The organism is Streptococcus mitis (assembly GCF_902159415.1).
Taxonomy (GTDB): Bacteria; Bacillota; Bacilli; order Lactobacillales; family Streptococcaceae; genus Streptococcus; species Streptococcus mitis_BG.
The window spans coordinates 921,682-941,735 of sequence record NZ_CABGJU010000001.1; the positions used below are offsets into that span (position 1 = coordinate 921,682).

Here is a 20,054-nt window from a genome sequence, read left to right on the forward strand (position 1 = left end):
TTGAAAAAACCTTGGCATAAGCCAAGGTTTTTTATTATTCCATTTCAAAGGCTTCACTTTCTTGTTTGTTTGGAAGAACAAGAGAAAGTAAGATACCGATAATCGCTGGAACCAGCCAAGGCAGTGAAGCATTGGCAAATGGTAAAGAATTGATTAGATTTGTAAGAGTTGCAATCTCAAACGAACTTGCTAATACGCTAGTTACGGCAATAGCTGTAACAAGACCCATAGTCAATTGCATCCCTGGTTTTGAAAGAGCTACAAATTTGTTAACAATGACAATCATGACAATGGTAATCGTAATTGGGTACAAGATAACAAGAATAGGAACTGAGTATTTGATGATTGCATCAAGACCAAGGTTGGCAATGGCAAATCCAATCAAAGTAAATACAGTCGCATAAACTTTATAGCTGATTTGTGGGAAGCGTCCATTAAAGAACTCGGCAGTCGATACAATCAAACCTACAGTCGTTGTAAAGCAAGTAACGGTTACCATGGCTGCAAGGAATAGTTGAGCAGTCGAACCAAAGATTTCTTGAGTCGCTTGTGACAGGATATAAACCCCTGGGGTTCCACCCTTCATTGCTTCTTCTGTCATTGGGAAGTGATTTCCAAGGAAACCCAATCCAATGTACAAAGCACTAAAACCAATGGCAACAACAATACCCACTACCCAAATAGTTGAGATGTATTCTTTCTTACTTGAAAAACCAAGTTGTTTCAAAGTTTGAACCGCAATTACACTAAAGGCAACTGAGGCAAGAGCGTCAAGAGTATTGTAACCTTCTAAGAAACCTGTACCAAAGGCTGAAATTTGATAAGCTTCAGTAGCCGTTTGTGGTGCATTTGCTCCATATTTGAAGGCACCTAAAATTACCAAGATGATAATTAAAAGAGCAAATACTGGAGTCAAGATACGACCAATACGATCCAAAATCTTTGAAGGATTAAGAGCGATTAGATAAGCAGCAACAAAGTAGATAAGTGTGAAGACAATCAAGCCAAATCCCTTATCTGCTTCGGCCAAGAGGGGACTAATCCCGACTGCATAAGACGTGGTCGCTGTACGTGGAATGGCAAAGAATGGACCAATCGACAAGTACAAGGCTGCCAGATAAATCGTCGCAAACAAAGGTGAAATCTTTTTAGAGATTTCATAGATATACCCCTTTGGATTAAGGGTCCCGATAATCAAGGTTAAGACGGCAATCCCGACACCCGAAACTACAAAACCTGCAATGGCAGGGATAAATTGTTCCCCAGATTGTGCACCTAGGGTAGGTGGGAAAATTAAGTTACCCGCACCAAAAAATATTCCAAACAGGAGTAACCCTGTTAAAGCACCTTTTTTAGCCATAAACTCTCCTTATATAAAAAATAAAATACTTTCTTAGTATAACATGATTAAAAGCAAGAAAAGCCTATCACAAAAAAACTTTAAAATGTTTTCAATTTTCTGATTTTTTATGTTAGAAAAAATTCCTTAGAGAAAAGACTATATTTCCTTTCTCAAAGGAGTTTATTTTTTATTCAAAAGCATCCATACCGCCTGGAACATTGATGACATCATAACCCTTTTCTTCTAAAAATTTACAAGCATGAGCTGAACGGATACCAGACTTACAAATGACATAGTAGGTTTGATTTTTATCCAAGACCTCATAGGTATCTGCTAAAGAACTCAAAGGAAGGTTTTGAGCACCTTCAATGTGCACCTGATGAAACTCTGTTGCTTCTCTAACATCGATAATGGTCGAACAGCCATTCTGACATAGTTGGTAAAAATCCTGAAAAGTGACTTCTTTCATCTCTATTCTCCAATTATTTTCTTTACTCTCTTTTTCAATTCAGGCAAAACTTCGGTCTCAAACCAAGGATTTTTGGCCATCCAAATTTGATTACGTGGGGATGGGTGTACCAAGGGGAAAAAATCCGGTAAGTAATCCTGATAGTGACGAACCCGCTCTGTTACTTTACCACTAACTTTCTCATTTAAATAATAGGCCTGAGCATACTGCCCAATCAAGAGGGTTAATTGAATATCTGGTAATTCTTTCAAAAGTTTAGGGTGCCACTTTTCTGCAAAACCAGGTCTAGGCGGTAAGTCACCGGATTTTCCATGTCCTGGAAAATAGAAATCCATGGGCATGACTGCAAAATAACCTGACTTGTAAAAAGTATCCTCATCTACACCTAACCAGTCTCGCAAGCGATCCCCGCTTTTATCCTTCCAGTAAAGTCCAGCTTCTTGCGTTTTGAGACCAGGTGCTTGACCGATGATATTAATGCGGGCTGTTTTGGGAGCAGCAAAGAGGGGCTCTATCCCCACCTCTGTATAGCTTTGGTTTTGTGGATCTTCCATGATGGCTTGTTTGATTTTTTGAATTTCTGACATGGATTCTTCTCTTTCTCTAGCAATTTCAAAAAGAAGTCTAAGAGTGAATCTAAGACTTCTATAGCATTATTTGATCAATTCATAGATAGCTTCAGCGTAGATGGCTGCTGCTCGGAAGAGATCGTCCAAGGCGATAAATTCGTTGGCTTGGTGCATAGTATCGATAGAATCTGGGAACATAGCACCATAGGCTACACCACGTTCTAAGAGACGTCCGAAAGTTCCTCCACCGATGACTTGTTCATGCCCTTGAAGACCTGTTTGTGTTTCATAAACATTTAACAAGGTTTGAACAAGCGGATCTTCCATTGGTACATAGTGAGGTGTGTGACCATGTTCAGACAAGCTCACTGAAGTAACAGGCAAGCTTTCAAGAACTGACTTGATTTGCTCTGGGCTTGTTCCTTTTGGATAACGGAAGTTGAGGGCAATGGTATTATCAGCATTTGCTTCATCAAAGCGGAAGACACCAGCATTCATAGAAAGGGCACCCATCTTTTCATCTACATGAGCAACCTTCAAATTTTTACCTTCATGGTCATTCAAGAGAATCTTACCAGCAATGTTAAGGTAGTCTTTTGCAGGACCTTCAAAGGCAAACTGGCTGAGGAAGAGAGCAAGATAAGTCGCACCATTGATACCTGATGCAGGCATAGCACCATGGGCAGATTTACCGATAATCGTAACCTTGTACTTGCCGTTCTCTTCTTGGATTTCTCCTCTAAGCTTGTGTTCTGCAACGAAGTCGTCTAGCTTAGCTTGCAAATCAGCCAAGTCACCTGAAACAACAGCCGTTGCTGATTCAGGCACCATGTTTTCACGTAAGCCACCAGTAAAGCTGTGAAGACGAGCTGCACCAGTATTTTCACCGGCAAAGTGGAGATATTCTGTGATATTCCCTTTTTCACCATTGATGATAGGGAATTCAGCATCTGGAGAGAAACCAAAGTCTGGTTTTGCTAGTCCTACATGGTCAAAATAGTAGTCCATGTCAGCCCAGCCTGATTCTTCATCAGTACCGACAATAAAGCGAACTTTTTTAGAAGTTGGAAGGCCAAGTTCCTTGATGATTTTCAAACCATAGTAACATGCTGTAGTTGGTCCCTTGTCATCTGACGCTCCACGCGCATAGAGACGGCCATCTTTGATAGTTGGAGTGTATGGATCAGTATCCCAACCGCTACCTGCTGGCACCACGTCCATGTGGGCAAAGATCCCAAGAACTTCTTCCCCTTGACCAAACTCAAAATGTCCTGCATAGTTGTCGACATTTTTTGTTGGATAGCCGTCACGGTCTGCAATTTCAAGGAATTTTTCCAAGGCTTTTACTGGCCCTGGTCCAAAAGGATGCTGCGCATCAGCCTTGCTGTCGTCACGTTCTGAGTTGATTTCCAAAAGGCTGAACAAGTCAGCCAAAAGGTCTTCTTTGCGTTTTTCTACTTCTGCTGTAAAATCAATTGTTGTCATTTTTTCTTCCTATCTTTTTTCGATAATTTCATCAACTGGCAAGCGATAGCTTGGTTCTAATTTTTTGTCTGTGTAACCTACTGTAATCAAAAGTTCAGGGCGAAAACGTGCATCAATGTCTAAAACTTCATTAACTTTTGATTTGTCAAAACCAAGAATAATATTTGAACCAATTCCTTGGTCTGTAAGCGCCAAGACAAGGTTCATAGCAACGAGACCTGCATTGAGGGCAAGGTAGTCACTGATTTGTTGTTCATTGTAGCGAGTATACTCAGCTGGGAGATTTTTCAAGAAGTATTGAAGTTGCTCTTCAGAAAAATTCTTTGCTCCTCCAATGCGTGCAATCTTACGCGCACGTTTTGGCAAATCTGTATCTGAAAATAAGGCGATCGTTACGGGTGCTTCTGAAACTTGGTCAAAGTTCGTACCATAAGCCAATTTGGCTAGTTCTTTATTTTTCTCACGAACGACAACAAATTTCCAAGGTTGGATATTGTGAGCACTTGGTGCTAAAGTAGCAATCTCAATAGCTGTACGAACATCTTTAGGATCTACAGGCTTATCAATAAATTGCTTTGTCGCATGACGTTTTTTGTTTAATTCAAGAAATTTCATAATTGATTTCCTTTTCTATTTCTACTGCTTCCATTTTACCACATTCTGAAAGAGCTTGCAGAGATTTTTCATTATTCAGAGTATCAAATATCTATCAGCCATTAAACTACGACTGATTCTTAATCTACTCTATTCTAAAAAATCATTTTCCAAAAAAAGCAGGCGATGCAGCGCCTACTTTATCGATATTTTATTGATCCAGACCAAATTTATGAGCCAGATTCTTTATGATGTCACGATAATAAATTACTTCTTTAAGTAAGTACGTACGATTTGGTTCTGGCATAAATGTATCATCAGGTCCATAAGTTGATAAATGTTCATTGTACTTTTTTGTTGAAGCTTCTAATTGTATAGCTTCTAATTTGGCTTTCGACCTCTCAAATTCTTGCTGCTCTTCTGGTAGAGAAGCTATTCTTTTATCTGAAATTTTATAGGCGACTTCATTCAGTCTAGGCATGAGCTTCTTCATTTCACCAATTTTCTTGGCCTTATTAATTTCTTCATCAGTTAAAATCGAAAATTCAGAGGTTTGAGTTTGCGTAATCTCAGTTGTTGATGAATCTATTGTTGTTACTACTGTGGTTGACTCATTACTAGCAGTCTCTGATTGTTTATTCTTAGAACAAGCTACCAAAGTTGAAACCATTAAAACTGCTAGTCCAATAGTGACAATTTTTTTCATAATCATCTCCTTAAAATCCATTTACTAACCTATATTTTAATATTTAATACCCTTGACGTCAAAAATATATGCTGGATTTTTGTTTTTTTATACTACAAACTAATAAGGAAAAACATAATCATTCTCTATCACCTCCATAAAAAATATATATTGGATATCTAATTGATTGTCTGGTAAGCTAGGTATCATGAAGTAAAGGAGACACACATGAAAAAATTATTCTTATTATTAGCCATTAGTCCCTTGTTGGTCGCCTGTGGACAATCTAAACAGGATAGTGCTTCAACTTCTACTACTAGTCCTAAAACCATTGTCGTAGCTACTGCCGGAGACATCCCTCCTTTTGACTTTGAAAAAGATGGTAATTTAACTGGATATGATGTTGAAGTTTTAAAAGCGGTCGATGAAAAACTGGATCAATACAAGATTGAATTTCAAAAAACTGCTTGGGAGAGTATCTTCCCTGGAGTGGATGCCGGCCGTTACCAAGCTGCTGCTAACAACTTGAGCTATACCAAAGAAAGAGCAGACAAGTATCTCTATTCACTCCCTATCGCTAAAAATCCTTTGGTTCTTGTGAGCAGAAAAGACAAGGCTCTTACCTCTCTTAAAGATATCGCTGGTAAAACAACTCAGGATGACACTGGAACTTCTACTGCCAAGGTTGTTGCAGACTGGAATCAAAGCCACTCCGACAATCCTGCTACCATCCAATATTCTGGCGAAGATGTGGCTAAGCGTCTGACTGACCTCGCCAACGGTGAATTTGATTTCCTAATCTTTGATAAAATCTCTGTTCAAAAAATTATCCAAGACCGAGGTTTAGACTTGAACCTAGTCGACTTGGAAAGCAATGATAATCCAAATAACTACATCATCTTCTCAAGCGACGAAAAAGAATTTAAAGAACAATTTGACAAGGTTCTCAAAGAACTCTACCAAGATGGAACCCTTGAAAAACTCAGCAAAACTTATCTCGGTGGTTCTTACCTACCAGATCAATCACAATTACAATAAGATATATTAAAAACGATTGGCTAGTCCAATCGTTTTATTTAGTATCTGTTCGTTAAAGCAACTCTTACAAAAAATCAAAATAATTCTTGACATCCTCTACATAGCCATGCTTTTCATTGAGGCTGGCTAACAAATCTCTATTATGGCCTTGATAGTTGTCCTCACGTCGTAACTCTTCATACATTTCGATGAAAGGAAGGTATTTGGTCTGGGCTAATTCTAACTCTGCTTCATAGTCATAAACAACCTTACGAAATTGGATATTGACTAATTCACCATTTTCAACCTCAAGTAAGGCATACTGAGCTCGGTGATTTTTCAGCCCATTCCAGTCAAAATAAGGCATACCAATCGAACCTGGATTGATGATTTGTTGACCTTGACTACCATAACGCAAAAGCTGTTTATGGACATGTCCATAGACGGCTACATCTGTAGCTTCATCAAGTAGCTGGTCAAATTTTTCTGTACCATTTTCGACCAGCAAATCACCACCGTAATTTTTCTCAGGTAAATTATGAGAAAGAGAAAAACGCAAGCCTTCAACTTCTTTCTTGGCTACCATAGGTAGATTCCTCAACCAATCAATTTGCTCTGGGTTTAGGCGCTCCATCAAATACTGAGTCATCCTGAGAAGCTGAATTTCTTGAGGATCCTCTAAACCATATTGCCCATCTAAAGCCTCTAACACACAATCATCCCAGTTTCCTCGAACGGATGCTGTAATGGGTAGGCCTTTCAAAAGAGCCACCAAGTCATTTGCTCCCGGCCCAGGAAGAAAAATATCTCCCAAAAGCCAATATTCAGTCGCTCCCAAATTTTTAGCGTCCTCAAGTACTCCAGCTAAGGCCGTCGTGTTGCCATGTATGTCTGATAAAATTGCAATCTTATGGTTCATTTTCTGCTCTTTCTTTAGTGGATAGCTTTCGGTTTATTCAATCCACTCTTATATTTTTTACTTTTCTTCATTATAGCATAAAATAGCTAGAAGATTTTATAATGGAAATATTATCACCAAGATTCTTTTAAAAATATGTCAAAAATAGTTGACATTTTATTTTCAAAAGAATATACTATAGTCAAATATATGTGACATAAATAAAAAGGAGGAAGTATGAATCGTGTAAAAGAATTTCGCAAGGAACTGGGAAAATCCCAACTCGAACTTGCCAAGGATATCGGTGTCTCGAGACAGACTATCAATATGATTGAAAACGATAAGTACAATCCAACCCTAGAACTCTGTCTCAATCTCGCTCGAAGCCTCCAAACTGACCTCAACAGTCTCTTTTGGGAGGATGATTTTTAAAAAGGAGAAGAAAAATGAAAAAAGAAACCCTCACTGAAAAACTGATCAAACGCACATACGGCATTTCTGATCCCCTTGACGAATACAAACGGCGCGAGGCTGATCGTATCGGCAACCAAGTCTTTATCATCCTCTTTTATCTGATGATTTTCGGAAATCTTATTCCACTTCTTCTGGCCTATAAATATCCTCAGCTAGTGGCTCTAGTCTATCCTCCTCTAATTTTAGTGATTGCCCTCATCGCTGCTGGATATCTCACCTATCAAATGCAAAAAACAGGGATTACAACTATTGAACCAGATATGCTGAGCGAGAAAGAAAGTAAGCAACTACGCTACCCAGGTCTTAAAGCAGGTTTGTTCTTTGGTCTATGGATGTTTTTTATAACTCCTCTTCTCGGTATACTCATAGGTGAAGGTCAGAACTATTTTCAGTCTCTTCTCACTATAAGAAATGGTGTATCAAGTATTCTCGGTTCTATTTTCTTCGGAGCGAGCATACAGTTCCTCATCTCCCGTCGCATTGCAAAAACTAAGAAAGATCCGGATGAGGATTAGGAGGTACCTTATGAAATCATTACTAACTTTACTTACCTATCATCTTTTGTTCAGTTCTCTGTTCATCTTCATCATCGTTTCAGGGAACTTGCCAATCAGCGAGATATTCCTCGTGCTAGTCTTTATTCCAGCTCTTAACAAAGGACTGACTTATCTAAAGATTGACTCCCAAAAAACGCGCATACTCAACTTAGCACTATACTTTATAATTCTATCTTTTCCACAACTGATGCTCATCTCAAGCGGTTGGAAATATTATTTACTGTTCACTATCGCTATCCTTTCTTCTATCACTTATCTTTATTATCTCTATCAATTCGTAAAAGAAACAAAGTAACATCATTCATTTAGGAGAAATTATCCATGCAAAAAGAAGACTTAACAACTCGCTTACTTCGAAATTTCTTTCATATCCAAGGTCCCTTTGATGAATGCCGACAAGAGGTTATCTATAAGGCTTGCGCCCGTTCCATGGTCCAAATCTTTTACTCTTCCTTCTTTCTCTTCCTGTTCTATATTTTGTTCGGACGCTTTATAGAAATTGTTCGATCGGTTATGCCCTACCTCTATTTTGGACTCATTTTGTTCATGAGTATAAAAGCCCAAAGAGCCGTCAAAGAGCTTCATCTTGAAAAGGATGATAAATCAGAAATCATTTACAAAACCTACAGCAAACACCAAATAAAAGTTCGTAGTTGGTTGGTATTTATAAGTATTGAGATTGGTTTATTTGCTCTGTTGCTCTTTCATAAACTCTTCGTTCAGCAGATGCCCCTTTCAACTTTCTTTGAAAAAATCATCCAAACAGAGATAATGATTCCCTTACTTGTCTTTGGTCTTAGTATTGGAGCAATCTTTGGGACTATGGTCTACGGCTTTCTATCACTACATGAGGAGAAGTAAGAAACTGCATTGTTTTTTTGGAGTTTCGGCATATGTTGTGCCAGTAAGACAAAGTAGAATTAGAGAGGTAGTTATAAATAAAATAAGTTTTTCATAGCATTTCTCCTTTATTTTTTGTATGATTATAACAGAATATTTTAAACATGAAAGGGTTTTCTATGGAAAATGATGTGTTTATTGATTATTTTTTAAAATCACTTAGGTTTTATTTTGGCGATAGGTGTGAGGATTTTGGATTTATAAAGTTTTTCAAAGATGAAAACAATAGTTTTATTACCATAGAGGATTATGCTTTAGAAGCATTAGTAGTATTGTCAAATATTTTGAGTAAGGAGAGGATTGTGTTTTCTTGTGGAATTATTCATAGTAAGGGGGTAGTTACTGGAGTAGAAGTATATATGAATGTATTAGAGTTAGAAAGATTAAATAATTTGTATAAGATATAGTTTTGAAGAATACAAAAAAAGATAAGGGAAACTGTCTATGTTGGATGCGTGGAGTTGATAGAATTATGTTTCCTAGTTTTAGAACTGCCTTGTTTCGAATGGTTCCAAAATACTTCTAAAACTAAATATAGAATAAACCCCTAACACTTCTCCGTGCTAGGGGTTCTTTTAGTTCCTTAAATATCGTATATACTCTACTAATACGTAGATGAGGATTGTTAAACAAATGATCATCTCTAACCAAACGACGAGGTTGAGGACTGGAAACTGCAGAATGCCTTGGGCCATTTTCAATGAAGTTGCTGTGATGATGGTTGGAAAGGTTAGGGCTGAGAAGGCTGGTTGGAAACCTTGTTTTAAAATTCTTGGTAAGCGACTAAGGACAAAGAAAAAGAAGGTCTGTGATGCAAGGATCATAACTAGTAAAATCCAACTAGGAAGACTGTATCCTCCTACTCTCACTAATGCTGCCAAAAGGAGCGAAAATGGAGCACAATAGATTCCTTCTTGCCCCAGCAAAGCGAGCGGTAATGGATTTTTCTTCAAATCTTGATAAATTAGAGGGTAAAGGATAAGGGTTAAGATAAAACCAAAAATCCAAGCTCCATAGGCAATTCCAACAATGCCCACCACGGGGTAGGTCAAACTTGCTACTGCTATTCCCACATAAAGAACCGTCCAGCTTGGCGTTGCACTCGTTCTTGGTTTGGCCTGAACATAATTTTTAGTGAAATAGATGATTAAACCTACATCTAGAAGAAAAGCAAACCACCAGAGAATCTGCGCAAGAATGCTCATGTTCAGGGGTAAGATTCGTAATAAATACGTTGATAAAATCATCCCTGCCATAGGAAAGGGCGCCGTTGCCGATAAAACAGGAGCTTTCTTTAACTCTTGCTTACTTTCTTGCCAATCACGAAGATGACTGTATAAAAAATAAAACCATAAAATCAAGCCTGACAAACTGAAGACCTGCGATAAGAGTGGAAAAACATCCAAGATGAGATTTCCTGCACCAGCCAATCCCAATAAGCAACCTGAAAAAGCTAAGGGGAGTTTTTTCATACCAACCTCCAATAATCATGTTATTATCAGTATAGCATAAATAAAGCTCAGTTAGACAAGCCTTCACCAATTTTTTTTGGCTATAAAACGATTGTTCCCTTTTAAAATACTCACTAACAATAATAATTGAAATTGATTCATCAAAAAAAGTACCTATCACTTGATAGGTACTTTTTTCATGTTGCATTCTATAGCTTGGTTAGCCTTTAAAAGTAACGATAGTCGCTCCAGATCCTCCAGCATTTTGAGGTGCATAGCCAAAGCTCTTGACTTGCTTATTTCTTTGTAGGTACTTGGTTACCCCTTCACGGATAACTCCTGTACCGATACCATGGATAATATCGACTTGAGCCATGTTGTTGAGCAGAGCTTGATCGATGAAGGCATCCAAGGCTTCCATAGCTTCTTCGTAGCGTTTGCCACGAAGGTCTAGTCGAGCTTGTGGCCCTTTGCCACCTGCACGTTTGACTACGTTGACTTGTTTCTTCTTGACTGGAGTTTCTTGTTGAGCTTGAACCAAGTCAAACTCTTTTTCTTCAAGCGTCATCTTGATTAAACCGACTTGAGCTTCCCAACGACCATCCTTGAGCTGATTGGTCAAGGTCCCTCGTTGACCATAGCTTAAAACGATAATATCATCCCCAACTTTTGGAGCTCGTTTCTTCTTGGCCTTTTGAAGAACCTTGTTTTTAGAGAGGTCAACTTTTTCAGGAGCTAATTTTTTGAGCTTAGCCTTGGCTTCAATAATTTCATGTGGTTTCAGTTGAGATTTGCTGTGAAGATTTTTAAGAATATCATCACTTTCTGCCAGAGCCAATTCAACAATCTCAGCAGCTTGTTCACGCGCCTTATTGAGTTCTGTTTCCTTCTCACGATTAAGCTCATTGTAAAGTTTTTTAAGAGCACGGTTCATCTTGAGGTTTTCTTGCTCGACCTGGCGAATATTTTCAAGACGTTTACGGCTTTCAAGTGTTTGCTCTTCCAACTGCTCAATGATACGATTGACATCATTGTCTTGGTTGATCTGCTTGCTGGCATCACCTACAATGACATCTGACAATCCTAGTCGTTTAGCAATCTCAAAGGCGTTGCTTCGACCAGGTACTCCTTGCATAAAGCGATAGGTTGGACGCAGGCTAGCTGTATCAAATTCCATGCTAGCATTTTGAACATAGGCAGTTTCAATCCCGTAGGCCTTGAGTTCAGGATAGTGAGTGGTTGCCATCGTCTTGACCTGGCGCAAGCGCAAGTCCTCTAAGATTGACATGGCAAGAGCAGCTCCTTCCTGGGGATCTGTACCTGCTCCAAGCTCATCTAGTAACAGGAGCGAGTTTTGGTTAACCTTACCAAGAATATCTACGATATTAGTCATATGACTAGAGAAGGTTGAGAGACTTTGTTCGATGGATTGTTCATCTCCGATATCCGCAAAGACTTCCTCAAAAATTCCCACACGACTTCCCTTATCCGCCAAAATTGGCAAACCTGACTGAGCCATCAATTGCGTCAAACCTAAGGTTTTGAGCATAATGGTCTTACCACCCGTATTGGGACCAGTGATGACGATGGCTGTTAGATCTTTACCAAAGTGTACATCATTAGCAACAGCATGTTGCACCAAGGGATGACGAACATGGAGGAGTTGAATCTCCTGTCCCTCAGAGACTTGAGGAACTACTGCTCCTGTCTCTTGGATAAAGCGGACCTTAGCCCGAATCAAGTCCAAATGTCCGATAATCCAGGCATCATTGGCAATTTCAGCCGCATGAGGTCGCACTCGCTCAGAAAGCTCTTGAAGGATACGCATCATCTCATAGCGTTCGTCTGCACGAAGACTAGCAATTTCCTCACTCAGCTTGACCACTTCACGCGGTTCAATATAAACAGTGTTCCCACTGGCAGAAATATCATGAACGACACCAGAAATCTTGTTTCGATAGGTGTTTTTGACAGGAAGAACCTGGCGACCATTTCTACTAGCGATGATACCTTCAGTCAACATCTGAGCCTTTTGTTTGAGAAGTTCCTGCAAGACATCACGGACTTGGCTCTCACTGTCGTGGATTTTACGGCGGATTCGAGTCAAGTCTTCGCTAGCAAAATTCTCGATAAATCCAGCTTCATTGATGGCCTGAAGATTGCCCTGTAAATGTGGTAAATCATGGAGTTTCTCAAACCAGTTTGCCAGATGGTCTAAGCGCACATTTTCAAGATTTTCATAAAAACTTTTTAATTCACGACTTGCTAAGAGTACACGTTTGAGAAGGAGAAATTCCTCAATGTTGAGGTCAGCCCCCATCTCCAAACGCTTGCAAGTTGAGGCAATTGCTTTTGTAGTCAGAATGCTAAAGTGAGGATGCTCAACAAAGAGTTCTTGCATTTCTTCCATCTCAGCAAAAGCCTGTCTAATTTTATCACCTTTATCTGTTGGGACTAGCTCTTTTAACTGCTCTAATCCCTGCTCTGTCAAAAGATGGGGCTCAAATAAAGCTTTGACCTTGTTAAATTCTAGTGTTTCTAGTATTTTTGTATTCATGTTCTTTCCTTAATAGACGAGTAGATAGAATGTTTAGTAAGAGTTAGATTTCCTCTTTAAAAAGACTATTAAACTCATGGAATTGTAAACAAAAGGCTAGGAATAATTCCCGCCCTTTTTATCCGATTAATTTGGTTACCCATATTTGTTTAATAAAGTTAGTAGTAATTGGGATACTTTGAATCATATGTTTAGCTACTAAACTTTTTTCAAGTGAATTTTGAACGGCTTCCAAAGGAACTGTTGCAAGAATAGTCAATATCATCTGGAGAACAAACAAGGTCACTCCAACCGATAGAACTCCTGCACCAATACGGAAGTATTTACCATCGATTTTATCTTTTGGTATTAAATTTACAAAGAGACCAAGCAAACGACCGATACTGTAAAAAACTGTAAAAGCTAGCAAATAGCCGATACCTGCATAAAAGACTTTGTCCAATTGAAAGAGCTGATCCGATGGAAAGAAGAAAGTCCCAATTCCCTCCTTAGGATTTGCATAGGGAATTAACAAATGAAATTTTTCCCCTAGAGACTGGTAAAAATTGCCAGCAAAATAAGCTGAGACAATTGTTGCCACAAGATAATAAACTTGTAGGACCAAGCCTCTGCGATAGCCGATATAAAAACTCCAAGCAAGAATTAATAAGAGAAGAAACGAAATCATAAGTGATCCTCAATCTTACTTTGTTCTTGTTTAGCCGCAACAACTTGATATCTGAGAGCTTCTAATTGCTGCTCCTTATCATCAAATTCAATCTCACGACTCAACTGTGTTGATAAACAATTGATTGCTAATAAAATAGCTAAAGTCTCATCATCAGCTCCAGGCATTTGCTCTTTAATTGCTTCATATTTTTCTGTAGCAACCTTTGCTATTTCCTCCATAAAGAGGTTATCATGCTCAGTAGTTAAAGTTAAAGTCTTTTTCCCAAATGTAAATTTATATCGATTTAAACTTGCCATAAAATTCACCTCACGATATTATACCAAATTTCACTAAGTTTGTCAGTTTTTACCAATTCTCCTGCTTTTATGGTACAATAGAGACTATGGCAAGTATAACACTAATACCAAGTGAAGAGGAAATCCAGAATTTTGTATTACACTATCAAAGTTCTCTAACTCCTAGTAAAAATCCTTATATACGTTACTTTTTTAAGCTTCCTCAGGTAAGCATTTCTATTTATACTTCTGGAAAGGTTCTCTTTCAGGGAGAATCTGCTGAAAATTATGCCAGCTTTTTTGGTTATCAAAACAATCAAGAAATTAGTGGCCAAGATTTCCCTTTAATTGGAACAGATGAGGTTGGAAATGGTTCCTACTTTGGAGGATTAGCTGTAGTGGCATCCTTTGTAAAGCCAGATCAGCATGACTTCTTAAGAAAACTAGGTGTAGGAGATTCTAAGACTTTGACAGATCAAAAGATTCGTCAGATTGCTCCACTTCTTAAGGAAAAAATTCAACATCAAGCACTACTGCTTTCTCCGAGTAAATATAATGAAGTCATTGGCGAACGCTACAATGCTGTTTCTGTAAAGGTTGCCTTACACAATCAGGCGATTTTTCTCCTTCTTCAAAAGGGTGTTGAGCCTGAGAAAATTGTTATCGACGCCTTTACCAGCTCACAGAACTATGATAAATATCTGAAAAATGAGGCTAATCACTTCTCAAATCCAGTAACCTTGGAGGAGAAAGCTGAGGGGAAATATTTGGCTGTAGCCGTTAGTTCTATCATTGCGCGTAACCTTTTTCTTGAAAACTTAGAAAATCTTAGTCAGGAACTTGGTTATCAACTTCCAAGTGGTGCTGGAGCAGCTTCTGATAAGGTGGCTAGTCAAATTTTACAAGCCTATGGTATAGAGGGTCTTAACTTTTGTGCCAAACTTCATTTTAAAAATACTGAAAAAGCTAAAAAACTGCTAGAAAGGTAAAAGTATGAATTATTTTAAAATATTTTTAAAAGAGTGGGGAGGATTTTTCCTCATTCTCGCACTTATTGGTCTTAGTCGAGTCTTTCTTTGGAGTAATGTTCGAGTTGAAGGACACTCAATGGACCCAACTCTAGCTGACAACGAGATTCTCTTTGTTGTTAAGCATCTTCCAATCGATCGCTATGATATTGTGGTTGCCCACGAAGATGCTGAAAATAAGGATATTGTCAAACGTGTTATCGGTTTACCAGGAGACAAGATTCGCTATGAAAACGATAAGCTCTACATCAATGACCAAGAAACAGACGAGCCATATCTAGCAGAGTACCTCAAACGCTTTAAAGAGGATAAGCTTCAATCTACCTATACAGGTAGCAATTGGGATGGTAAAAAAGGAGAGTATTTTAGAAGTATTGCTGAAAAATCTCATGCCTTTACTCTAGATGCTAATTTTAACACTAGTTTTACCTTCACTATTCCAGAAGGGGAATATCTCCTGCTGGGCGACAACCGCCTCGTATCCAATGACAGTCGTCATGTTGGAACCTTTAAAGCAAAAGACATTGTTGGAGAAGCTAAATTCCGTTTCTGGCCAATAGACCGTATAGGAACATTCTAAAAACACTAAGAGGCCGAGACATACCAATCTCAGCCTCTTCTTATTCTATTGAGGATTTCTATGGAAGTATATTTTACAGGCACCATTGAGCGCATTATCTTTGAAAATATTAGCAATTTTTATCGCATCCTACTCTTGGATATTGAAGACACCAATGCAGAAAACTTTGATGATTTTGAAATTATCGTAACTGGCACCATGGCTGATGTTATTGAGGGTGAGGAATACACTTTTTGGGGACAGATTGTCCAACACTCCAAATACGGGGAACAACTCCAAATTACTCGTTACGAACGAGCAAAGCCAACTAGTAAAGGATTAGTCAAATATTTCTCAAGTAGCCATTTCAAAGGGATTGGTCTTAAAACTGCCCAAAAAATTGTGGAACTCTATGGAGACAATACCATCGATGAAATTCTAGAGCATCCTGAAAAACTCCAGTCCATTTCTGGACTATCGGCTAAAAGTCGTGAAGCCTTTATTTCTACACTCCGTCTCAACTACGGTACAGAAATGATCTTGGCTAAATTGGCTAATTACGGTATTCCTAATAAATTAGCTATTCAAATTCTAGATGAATATAAGGAAGAGGCCTTAGATGTTGTTGAAAATTATCCCTATCAACTAGTGGAGGATATCAAAGGATTGGGCTTTACCATTGCCGACCAACTAGCAGAAGAACTTGGTATTGAAAGTCAATCGCCTGAACGTTTTCGAGCTGGAATCATTCACAGCCTTTTGAATTCCTGTATGGAAAGTGGCGATACCTATGTTGAAGCAAGGGACTTACTAGAACAAACCATAAACCTTCTAGAATCCTCTCGACCAGTTGAACTAGATCCCAATCAAGTTGCCCTCGAATTGTCTCATCTAATCGAAGAGGACAAGGTTCAGCAGATAGACACAAAAATTTTTGATAACAGTCTCTTTTTTGCAGAAGAAGGGATTCATAATCACCTCATTCGTATCCTTGAAAAAGAAGAAACTGATAAACAAGAAACAGAAATCATCCAGGAGCAGATCGCAATTGTCGAGGAAGAATTAGGCATCCAATACGATGCCATTCAAAAACAGGCAATCTGCGATGCTATCCAAAACAAGGTCTTTATCCTGACCGGCGGACCTGGTACAGGTAAAACCACTGTTATCAATGGGATTATTGCCGTCTATGCTCTATTAGAAGGACTGGACCTTCGAAATAAAAGTAATCTACCGATTCTCCTTGCTGCTCCAACTGGTCGTGCGGCTCGTCGCATGAATGAACTAACAGGCTTGCCAAGTGCAACCATTCACCGCCACTTGGGTATGACTGGTGACGACGACACAAGTCATTTAGAAGATTATCTAGATGCTGACTTTATCATCGTAGACGAGTTCTCTATGGTGGATACCTGGCTAGCCAACCAACTCTTCTCCAATATCTCCTCTACTAGTAAAATTCTCATCGTTGGAGATAGTGATCAGTTGCCATCGGTTAGCCCAGGTCAAGTTCTGGCTGACTTGCTCCAGATTTCAAGTATTCCGCAAACACGCTTGGAAAGAATCTACCGCCAGAGCGAAGAATCAACTATTGTCACACTTGCGAGTCAGATTCGTCAGGGAATTTTACCTGCAGATTTCACTCAGAAAAAGGCAGACCGTTCCTACTTTGAAATCGCTAGTAACCAGATCCCAGCGACCATTGAAAAAATCCTAGATGCTGCCATTAGAAGTGGCATCCCTGCACGAGACATCCAAGTTCTAGCTCCTATGTACCGTGGAGCAGCAGGAATCGATGCCATCAATCAACTCATGCAAGAACTGCTCAATCCTCTTCAAAAGGGACAGATTAGTTTTGAAGCAAGTCAGTTTCAGTATCGTAGCGGAGATAAGGTCATTCATTTGGTTAACGATGCGGAAGTCAACGTTTTTAACGGAGATTTAGGCTACATTACGGATCTCATTCCTGCCAAATACACCGAGTCCAAACAAGATGAGATTGTCATTGATTTTGACGGCAATGAGGTCTCTTATCCTCGAAATGAATGGTATAAGATTCGTCTTGCCTACGCCATGAGTATCCATAAATCTCAAGGAAGTGAATTCCCAGTTGTGTTTCTTCCAATCACCAGTGCTAGCAAGCGCATGCTGGAGCGTAACCTTATCTACACTGCTATTACTCGGGCTAAAAGCAAACTCATCCTACTCGGTGAACTTCAAGCCTTTGATTATGCGACTAAACATATCGGAACAACTCGAAAAACCTATCTGATTGAACGTTTCAGCGACTTAACTGAAAGCTCTGAGGAACTAAATGAGCCAATTCTCGAACCCACAAATCAGATTAACCCTCATCAATCTTACAGACTAACTGAAGATAACTGGACTAGTATCCCAGTCATGATTGGGATTAGCCAAGATGACCTTGATGAGTTTTTCGGAAAATAAAGCACAAAAAAACCACCGAATCCGGTGGTTTTTTATCTTTTCAGATTATTTTACTGTTGCAGTGCTTGTGATCAATTCAACAGCTTTCTTGATTGTGATATCATGTTTCAACATATCTGCTGAAAGCAAGCTTTGTACTTGGGCAACTTCCATGTTGTAATCTGCAGCCAATTGCTCGATTTCTTTTTGGATTTCTTCTTCAGTAGCGTCAAATCCTTCAGCTTTCGCAACTGCTTCGATAACAAGGTTAGTCTTAGTGCGTGACTCAGCTTCTGCTTCGTATTGTTTGTGAAGGTCTTCTTGAGTAGTTCCAGTGATTTGGAAGTACATGTCAGGGTTGATACCTTGACGTTGCAAGTTTCCAAGGAATTCATTTACTGAACGGTGAACTTCTTCGTGAATCATTTCTTCTGGAAGTTCTACGATTTCAGCATTTTCAACAGCCTTATCGATTGCAGCACCTTCTACAGCATCTTTATATGCTTCTTCTTTAGCAGCTGCCAATTCTTTACGATATTTTTCTTTCAATTCGTCAAGAGTTTCAACTTCTTCGTCGATATCTTTTGCAAGTTCATCGTCAAGAGCTGGAACTTCTTTCGCTTTAACTTCGTGGATAGTTGTTACGAATTTAGCTTCTTTACCAGCAAGGTCTTCTGCTTGGTAGTCTTCTGGGAATGTTACGATAACGTCAACAGTTTCACCAGCTGAATGTCCAACTAATTGGTCTTCGAAACCAGGGATGAATTGACCTGAACCAAGTCCAAGTGAGAAGTTTTCACCTTTTCCGCCGTCAAATTCAACACCGTCGATAGAACCAACAAAGTCGATAACAACAGTGTCGCCGTTTTCAGCAGCACCTTCTTTGATCACCAATTCAGCCAAGTTGTTGCGTTCACGTTCGATACGCTCTTCAACATCAGCGTCAGTTACTTCTTTATCTACATCAACTGATACTTCAAGGTTTTTGTATTCACCCAATTTTACTTCAGGTTTTGTAACAACTTCAGCAGTGATAACCCAATCTTGACCTTTTTCCATAGAAGTTACGTCAATTTTTGGTTGAGCAACCACTTCAAGACCAGCTTCTTTAACAGCTGCTTCATAAGCGTCTGGCAAAAGAGCGTTCATTGCATCTTGGTAAAGTGCTTCTTCACCAAATTTTTGGTCGAAGATAGGACGTGGAAGGTGACCTTTACGGAAACCTGGAACGTTAAGAGTTTTCTTTACTGAGTTAAATACACGGTCCAATTCTGGTTTGATTTGGTCTTGAGAGATAGTGAAAGTCAAGACACCACGGTTTGTTTCTTTGTTTTCAAATGATACAGACATTCTGTCATTTCTCCTTAAAATTTTTAATACAGTCCATTATACCACATAGTAGCGAACTTTTTCAAGTAATGGATGCGCTTTTCGTCCATGCTTCAGTTACATCCTATGTCCCCTAAAATTCATCAGAACCCACCAGATGATGTTGAAAAGCATAAACTGCTGCCTGGGTACGATCACTGACCTCAAGTTTGGCTAGGATATTGGAGACATGGGTCTTGACTGTCTTAAGGGAGATAAAGAGCTCATCTGCAATGCGCTGATTCTCATAACCCTTGGCAATCAGTTGAAGGACATCGCGTTCTCGCGCAGTTAATTCTTCGTGAAGTTCCATATGATTGCGGTGGTATTCTACTTTCTTACTCACCTCTTGTTCGATAGCTAGCTCTCCAGCTGCCACCTTTTGAACAGCATGAAACAATTCATCAGCACTTGATGTCTTAAGCATATAGCCTTTAGCCCCAGCATTCAAGACTGGCATAATTTTTTCATTGTCTAGATAAGAAGTCACAATCAAAATTTTAGCCTCCGGCCATTCTTTAAGAATAGCTAGAGTTGCGTCAATTCCATTCATTTCAGGCATGACAATATCCATCACAATCACATCTGGGCGAAGAGCCAAAGCCATGGAAATCCCTTCGGATCCATTAGTTGCTTCTCCAACAACCTCTACATCATCTTGTAGTTCAAAATAACTTTTTAATCCAAGACGCACCATTTGGTGGTCATCTACTAATAATAGTTTCATTT

General features: G+C 39.1%; 22 protein-coding genes. 9 read left to right on the forward strand and 13 right to left on the reverse strand.

All coding sequences use genetic code 11. The features are described 5' to 3' along the window. Positions 1–34: 34 nt before the first annotated feature. The 6 genes from brnQ to FN031_RS04840 form a co-directional block, all read right to left on the reverse strand. Positions 35–1,360 (reverse strand): branched-chain amino acid transport system II carrier protein, encoded by a 1,326-nt coding sequence (gene brnQ / locus FN031_RS04815; RefSeq protein ID WP_142558088.1) that lies wholly within the window; start codon positions 1,358–1,360, stop codon positions 35–37. Positions 1,361–1,529: 169 nt separating this feature from the next. Further along, complete coding sequence (locus FN031_RS04820; protein ID WP_142558090.1) at positions 1,530–1,811, reverse strand: rhodanese-like domain-containing protein; 282 nt, start codon at positions 1,809–1,811, stop codon at positions 1,530–1,532. A gap of 2 nt (positions 1,812–1,813) precedes the next feature. After that, on the reverse strand, positions 1,814–2,398 hold the full coding sequence (locus FN031_RS04825; protein WP_142558092.1) for a uracil-DNA glycosylase family protein: 585 nt from the start codon (positions 2,396–2,398) through the stop codon (positions 1,814–1,816). Between the two features lie 66 nt (positions 2,399–2,464). Then, positions 2,465–3,865, reverse strand: a complete 1,401-nt coding sequence (pepV, locus tag FN031_RS04830; RefSeq protein WP_142558094.1) for a dipeptidase PepV — start codon at positions 3,863–3,865, stop codon at positions 2,465–2,467. A 9-nt stretch (positions 3,866–3,874) separates the two neighbouring features. After that, positions 3,875–4,480 (reverse strand): nitroreductase family protein, encoded by a 606-nt coding sequence (locus FN031_RS04835; protein WP_142558098.1) that lies wholly within the window; start codon positions 4,478–4,480, stop codon positions 3,875–3,877. 190 nt (positions 4,481–4,670) lie between these two features. Continuing rightward, a complete protein-coding gene (locus FN031_RS04840) occupies positions 4,671–5,165 on the reverse strand; it encodes a hypothetical protein (protein WP_142558100.1) in 495 nt (164 codons plus the stop codon). Positions 5,166–5,372: 207 nt separating this feature from the next. Between FN031_RS04840 and FN031_RS04845 the strand changes: the two genes are divergently transcribed. Further along, a complete protein-coding gene (locus FN031_RS04845; protein ID WP_142558102.1) occupies positions 5,373–6,182 on the forward strand; it encodes an amino acid ABC transporter substrate-binding protein in 810 nt (269 codons plus the stop codon). A 64-nt stretch (positions 6,183–6,246) separates the two neighbouring features. Here the strand turns inward: FN031_RS04845 and FN031_RS04850 are convergent, their stop codons facing one another. After that, on the reverse strand, positions 6,247–7,080 hold the full coding sequence (locus FN031_RS04850; protein ID WP_142558104.1) for a metallophosphoesterase family protein: 834 nt from the start codon (positions 7,078–7,080) through the stop codon (positions 6,247–6,249). A gap of 216 nt (positions 7,081–7,296) precedes the next feature. Between FN031_RS04850 and FN031_RS04855 the strand changes: the two genes are divergently transcribed. The 5 genes from FN031_RS04855 (at position 7,297) to FN031_RS04875 (ending at position 9,397) form a co-directional block, all read left to right on the forward strand. Next, complete coding sequence (locus FN031_RS04855; RefSeq protein WP_006152985.1) at positions 7,297–7,491, forward strand: helix-turn-helix transcriptional regulator; 195 nt, start codon at positions 7,297–7,299, stop codon at positions 7,489–7,491. Between the two features lie 14 nt (positions 7,492–7,505). After that, the gene (locus tag FN031_RS04860) at positions 7,506–8,048 is read left to right on the forward strand and encodes a DUF3278 domain-containing protein (RefSeq protein ID WP_142558107.1); all 543 of its coding nucleotides are present in this window, start codon (positions 7,506–7,508) and stop codon (positions 8,046–8,048) included. 10 nt (positions 8,049–8,058) lie between these two features. Further along, positions 8,059–8,385 (forward strand): hypothetical protein, encoded by a 327-nt coding sequence (locus FN031_RS04865; protein ID WP_142558109.1) that lies wholly within the window; start codon positions 8,059–8,061, stop codon positions 8,383–8,385. Positions 8,386–8,411: 26 nt separating this feature from the next. Beyond that, on the forward strand, positions 8,412–8,951 hold the full coding sequence (locus FN031_RS04870; RefSeq protein ID WP_142558111.1) for a DUF3278 domain-containing protein: 540 nt from the start codon (positions 8,412–8,414) through the stop codon (positions 8,949–8,951). Positions 8,952–9,109: 158 nt separating this feature from the next. Next, positions 9,110–9,397: a hypothetical protein gene (locus tag FN031_RS04875; RefSeq protein WP_260604693.1), complete on the forward strand. Its 288-nt coding sequence runs from the start codon at positions 9,110–9,112 to the stop codon at positions 9,395–9,397. A gap of 168 nt (positions 9,398–9,565) precedes the next feature. Here FN031_RS04875 and FN031_RS04880 read toward each other — a convergent pair whose 3' ends face one another. The 4 genes from FN031_RS04880 to zapA all read right to left on the reverse strand — a co-directional run bounded on the left by FN031_RS04880 (position 9,566) and on the right by zapA (position 13,964). After that, positions 9,566–10,462, reverse strand: a complete 897-nt coding sequence (locus tag FN031_RS04880; RefSeq protein ID WP_142558115.1) for a TDT family transporter — start codon at positions 10,460–10,462, stop codon at positions 9,566–9,568. Between the two features lie 199 nt (positions 10,463–10,661). Next, positions 10,662–12,998 (reverse strand): endonuclease MutS2, encoded by a 2,337-nt coding sequence (locus FN031_RS04885; protein WP_142558117.1) that lies wholly within the window; start codon positions 12,996–12,998, stop codon positions 10,662–10,664. 118 nt (positions 12,999–13,116) lie between these two features. Beyond that, positions 13,117–13,665: a CvpA family protein gene (locus FN031_RS04890; protein WP_142558119.1), complete on the reverse strand. Its 549-nt coding sequence runs from the start codon at positions 13,663–13,665 to the stop codon at positions 13,117–13,119. Further along, a complete protein-coding gene (zapA, locus tag FN031_RS04895) occupies positions 13,662–13,964 on the reverse strand; it encodes a cell division protein ZapA (protein WP_142558121.1) in 303 nt (100 codons plus the stop codon). The genes FN031_RS04890 and zapA overlap by 4 nt, the downstream gene beginning before the upstream one ends. A gap of 86 nt (positions 13,965–14,050) precedes the next feature. On the opposite strand from zapA, the gene rnhC reads away from it, so the two are divergent. The 3 genes from rnhC to recD2 are packed head-to-tail and all read left to right on the forward strand — an operon-like array spanning position 14,051 to position 17,978. Then, the gene (rnhC, locus tag FN031_RS04900) at positions 14,051–14,932 is read left to right on the forward strand and encodes a ribonuclease HIII (protein ID WP_142558123.1); all 882 of its coding nucleotides are present in this window, start codon (positions 14,051–14,053) and stop codon (positions 14,930–14,932) included. A 4-nt stretch (positions 14,933–14,936) separates the two neighbouring features. Beyond that, positions 14,937–15,551, forward strand: a complete 615-nt coding sequence (gene lepB, locus FN031_RS04905; RefSeq protein WP_075566536.1) for a signal peptidase I — start codon at positions 14,937–14,939, stop codon at positions 15,549–15,551. A gap of 60 nt (positions 15,552–15,611) precedes the next feature. Further along, a complete protein-coding gene (gene recD2 / locus FN031_RS04910; protein ID WP_142558125.1) occupies positions 15,612–17,978 on the forward strand; it encodes an SF1B family DNA helicase RecD2 in 2,367 nt (788 codons plus the stop codon). A 45-nt stretch (positions 17,979–18,023) separates the two neighbouring features. On the opposite strand, the gene tig is transcribed toward recD2, so the two are convergent. After that, complete coding sequence (gene tig, locus FN031_RS04915; protein ID WP_142558127.1) at positions 18,024–19,307, reverse strand: trigger factor; 1,284 nt, start codon at positions 19,305–19,307, stop codon at positions 18,024–18,026. 112 nt (positions 19,308–19,419) lie between these two features. Further along, positions 19,420–20,052, reverse strand: a complete 633-nt coding sequence (locus tag FN031_RS04920) for a response regulator transcription factor (protein WP_142558129.1) — start codon at positions 20,050–20,052, stop codon at positions 19,420–19,422. Positions 20,053–20,054: the final 2 nt, after the last annotated feature.

Bases quoted from the DNA above. Each gene is read 5' to 3' on its own strand.
- FN031_RS04870 (WP_142558111.1), top strand. From the start codon at position 8,412: ATGCAAAAAGAAGACTTAACAACTCGCTTACTTCGAAATTTCTTTCAT.
- FN031_RS04840 (WP_142558100.1), bottom strand. From the start codon at position 5,165: ATGAAAAAAATTGTCACTATTGGACTAGCAGTTTTAATGGTTTCAACT.
- FN031_RS04880 (WP_142558115.1), bottom strand. From the start codon at position 10,462: ATGAAAAAACTCCCCTTAGCTTTTTCAGGTTGCTTATTGGGATTGGCT.
- FN031_RS04825 (WP_142558092.1), bottom strand. From the start codon at position 2,398: ATGTCAGAAATTCAAAAAATCAAACAAGCCATCATGGAAGATCCACAA.
- FN031_RS04890 (WP_142558119.1), bottom strand. From the start codon at position 13,665: ATGATTTCGTTTCTTCTCTTATTAATTCTTGCTTGGAGTTTTTATATC.
- rnhC (WP_142558123.1), top strand. From the start codon at position 14,051: ATGGCAAGTATAACACTAATACCAAGTGAAGAGGAAATCCAGAATTTT.
- FN031_RS04920 (WP_142558129.1), bottom strand. From the start codon at position 20,052: ATGAAACTATTATTAGTAGATGACCACCAAATGGTGCGTCTTGGATTA.
- recD2 (WP_142558125.1), top strand. From the start codon at position 15,612: ATGGAAGTATATTTTACAGGCACCATTGAGCGCATTATCTTTGAAAAT.
- FN031_RS04860 (WP_142558107.1), top strand. From the start codon at position 7,506: ATGAAAAAAGAAACCCTCACTGAAAAACTGATCAAACGCACATACGGC.
- FN031_RS04865 (WP_142558109.1), top strand. From the start codon at position 8,059: ATGAAATCATTACTAACTTTACTTACCTATCATCTTTTGTTCAGTTCT.
- tig (WP_142558127.1), bottom strand. From the start codon at position 19,307: ATGTCTGTATCATTTGAAAACAAAGAAACAAACCGTGGTGTCTTGACT.
- FN031_RS04855 (WP_006152985.1), top strand. From the start codon at position 7,297: ATGAATCGTGTAAAAGAATTTCGCAAGGAACTGGGAAAATCCCAACTC.
- FN031_RS04885 (WP_142558117.1), bottom strand. From the start codon at position 12,998: ATGAATACAAAAATACTAGAAACACTAGAATTTAACAAGGTCAAAGCT.
- lepB (WP_075566536.1), top strand. From the start codon at position 14,937: ATGAATTATTTTAAAATATTTTTAAAAGAGTGGGGAGGATTTTTCCTC.
- brnQ (WP_142558088.1), bottom strand. From the start codon at position 1,360: ATGGCTAAAAAAGGTGCTTTAACAGGGTTACTCCTGTTTGGAATATTT.
- FN031_RS04820 (WP_142558090.1), bottom strand. From the start codon at position 1,811: ATGAAAGAAGTCACTTTTCAGGATTTTTACCAACTATGTCAGAATGGC.
- FN031_RS04845 (WP_142558102.1), top strand. From the start codon at position 5,373: ATGAAAAAATTATTCTTATTATTAGCCATTAGTCCCTTGTTGGTCGCC.
- FN031_RS04850 (WP_142558104.1), bottom strand. From the start codon at position 7,080: ATGAACCATAAGATTGCAATTTTATCAGACATACATGGCAACACGACG.
- FN031_RS04875 (WP_260604693.1), top strand. From the start codon at position 9,110: ATGGAAAATGATGTGTTTATTGATTATTTTTTAAAATCACTTAGGTTT.
- zapA (WP_142558121.1), bottom strand. From the start codon at position 13,964: ATGGCAAGTTTAAATCGATATAAATTTACATTTGGGAAAAAGACTTTA.
- FN031_RS04835 (WP_142558098.1), bottom strand. From the start codon at position 4,480: ATGAAATTTCTTGAATTAAACAAAAAACGTCATGCGACAAAGCAATTT.
- pepV (WP_142558094.1), bottom strand. From the start codon at position 3,865: ATGACAACAATTGATTTTACAGCAGAAGTAGAAAAACGCAAAGAAGAC.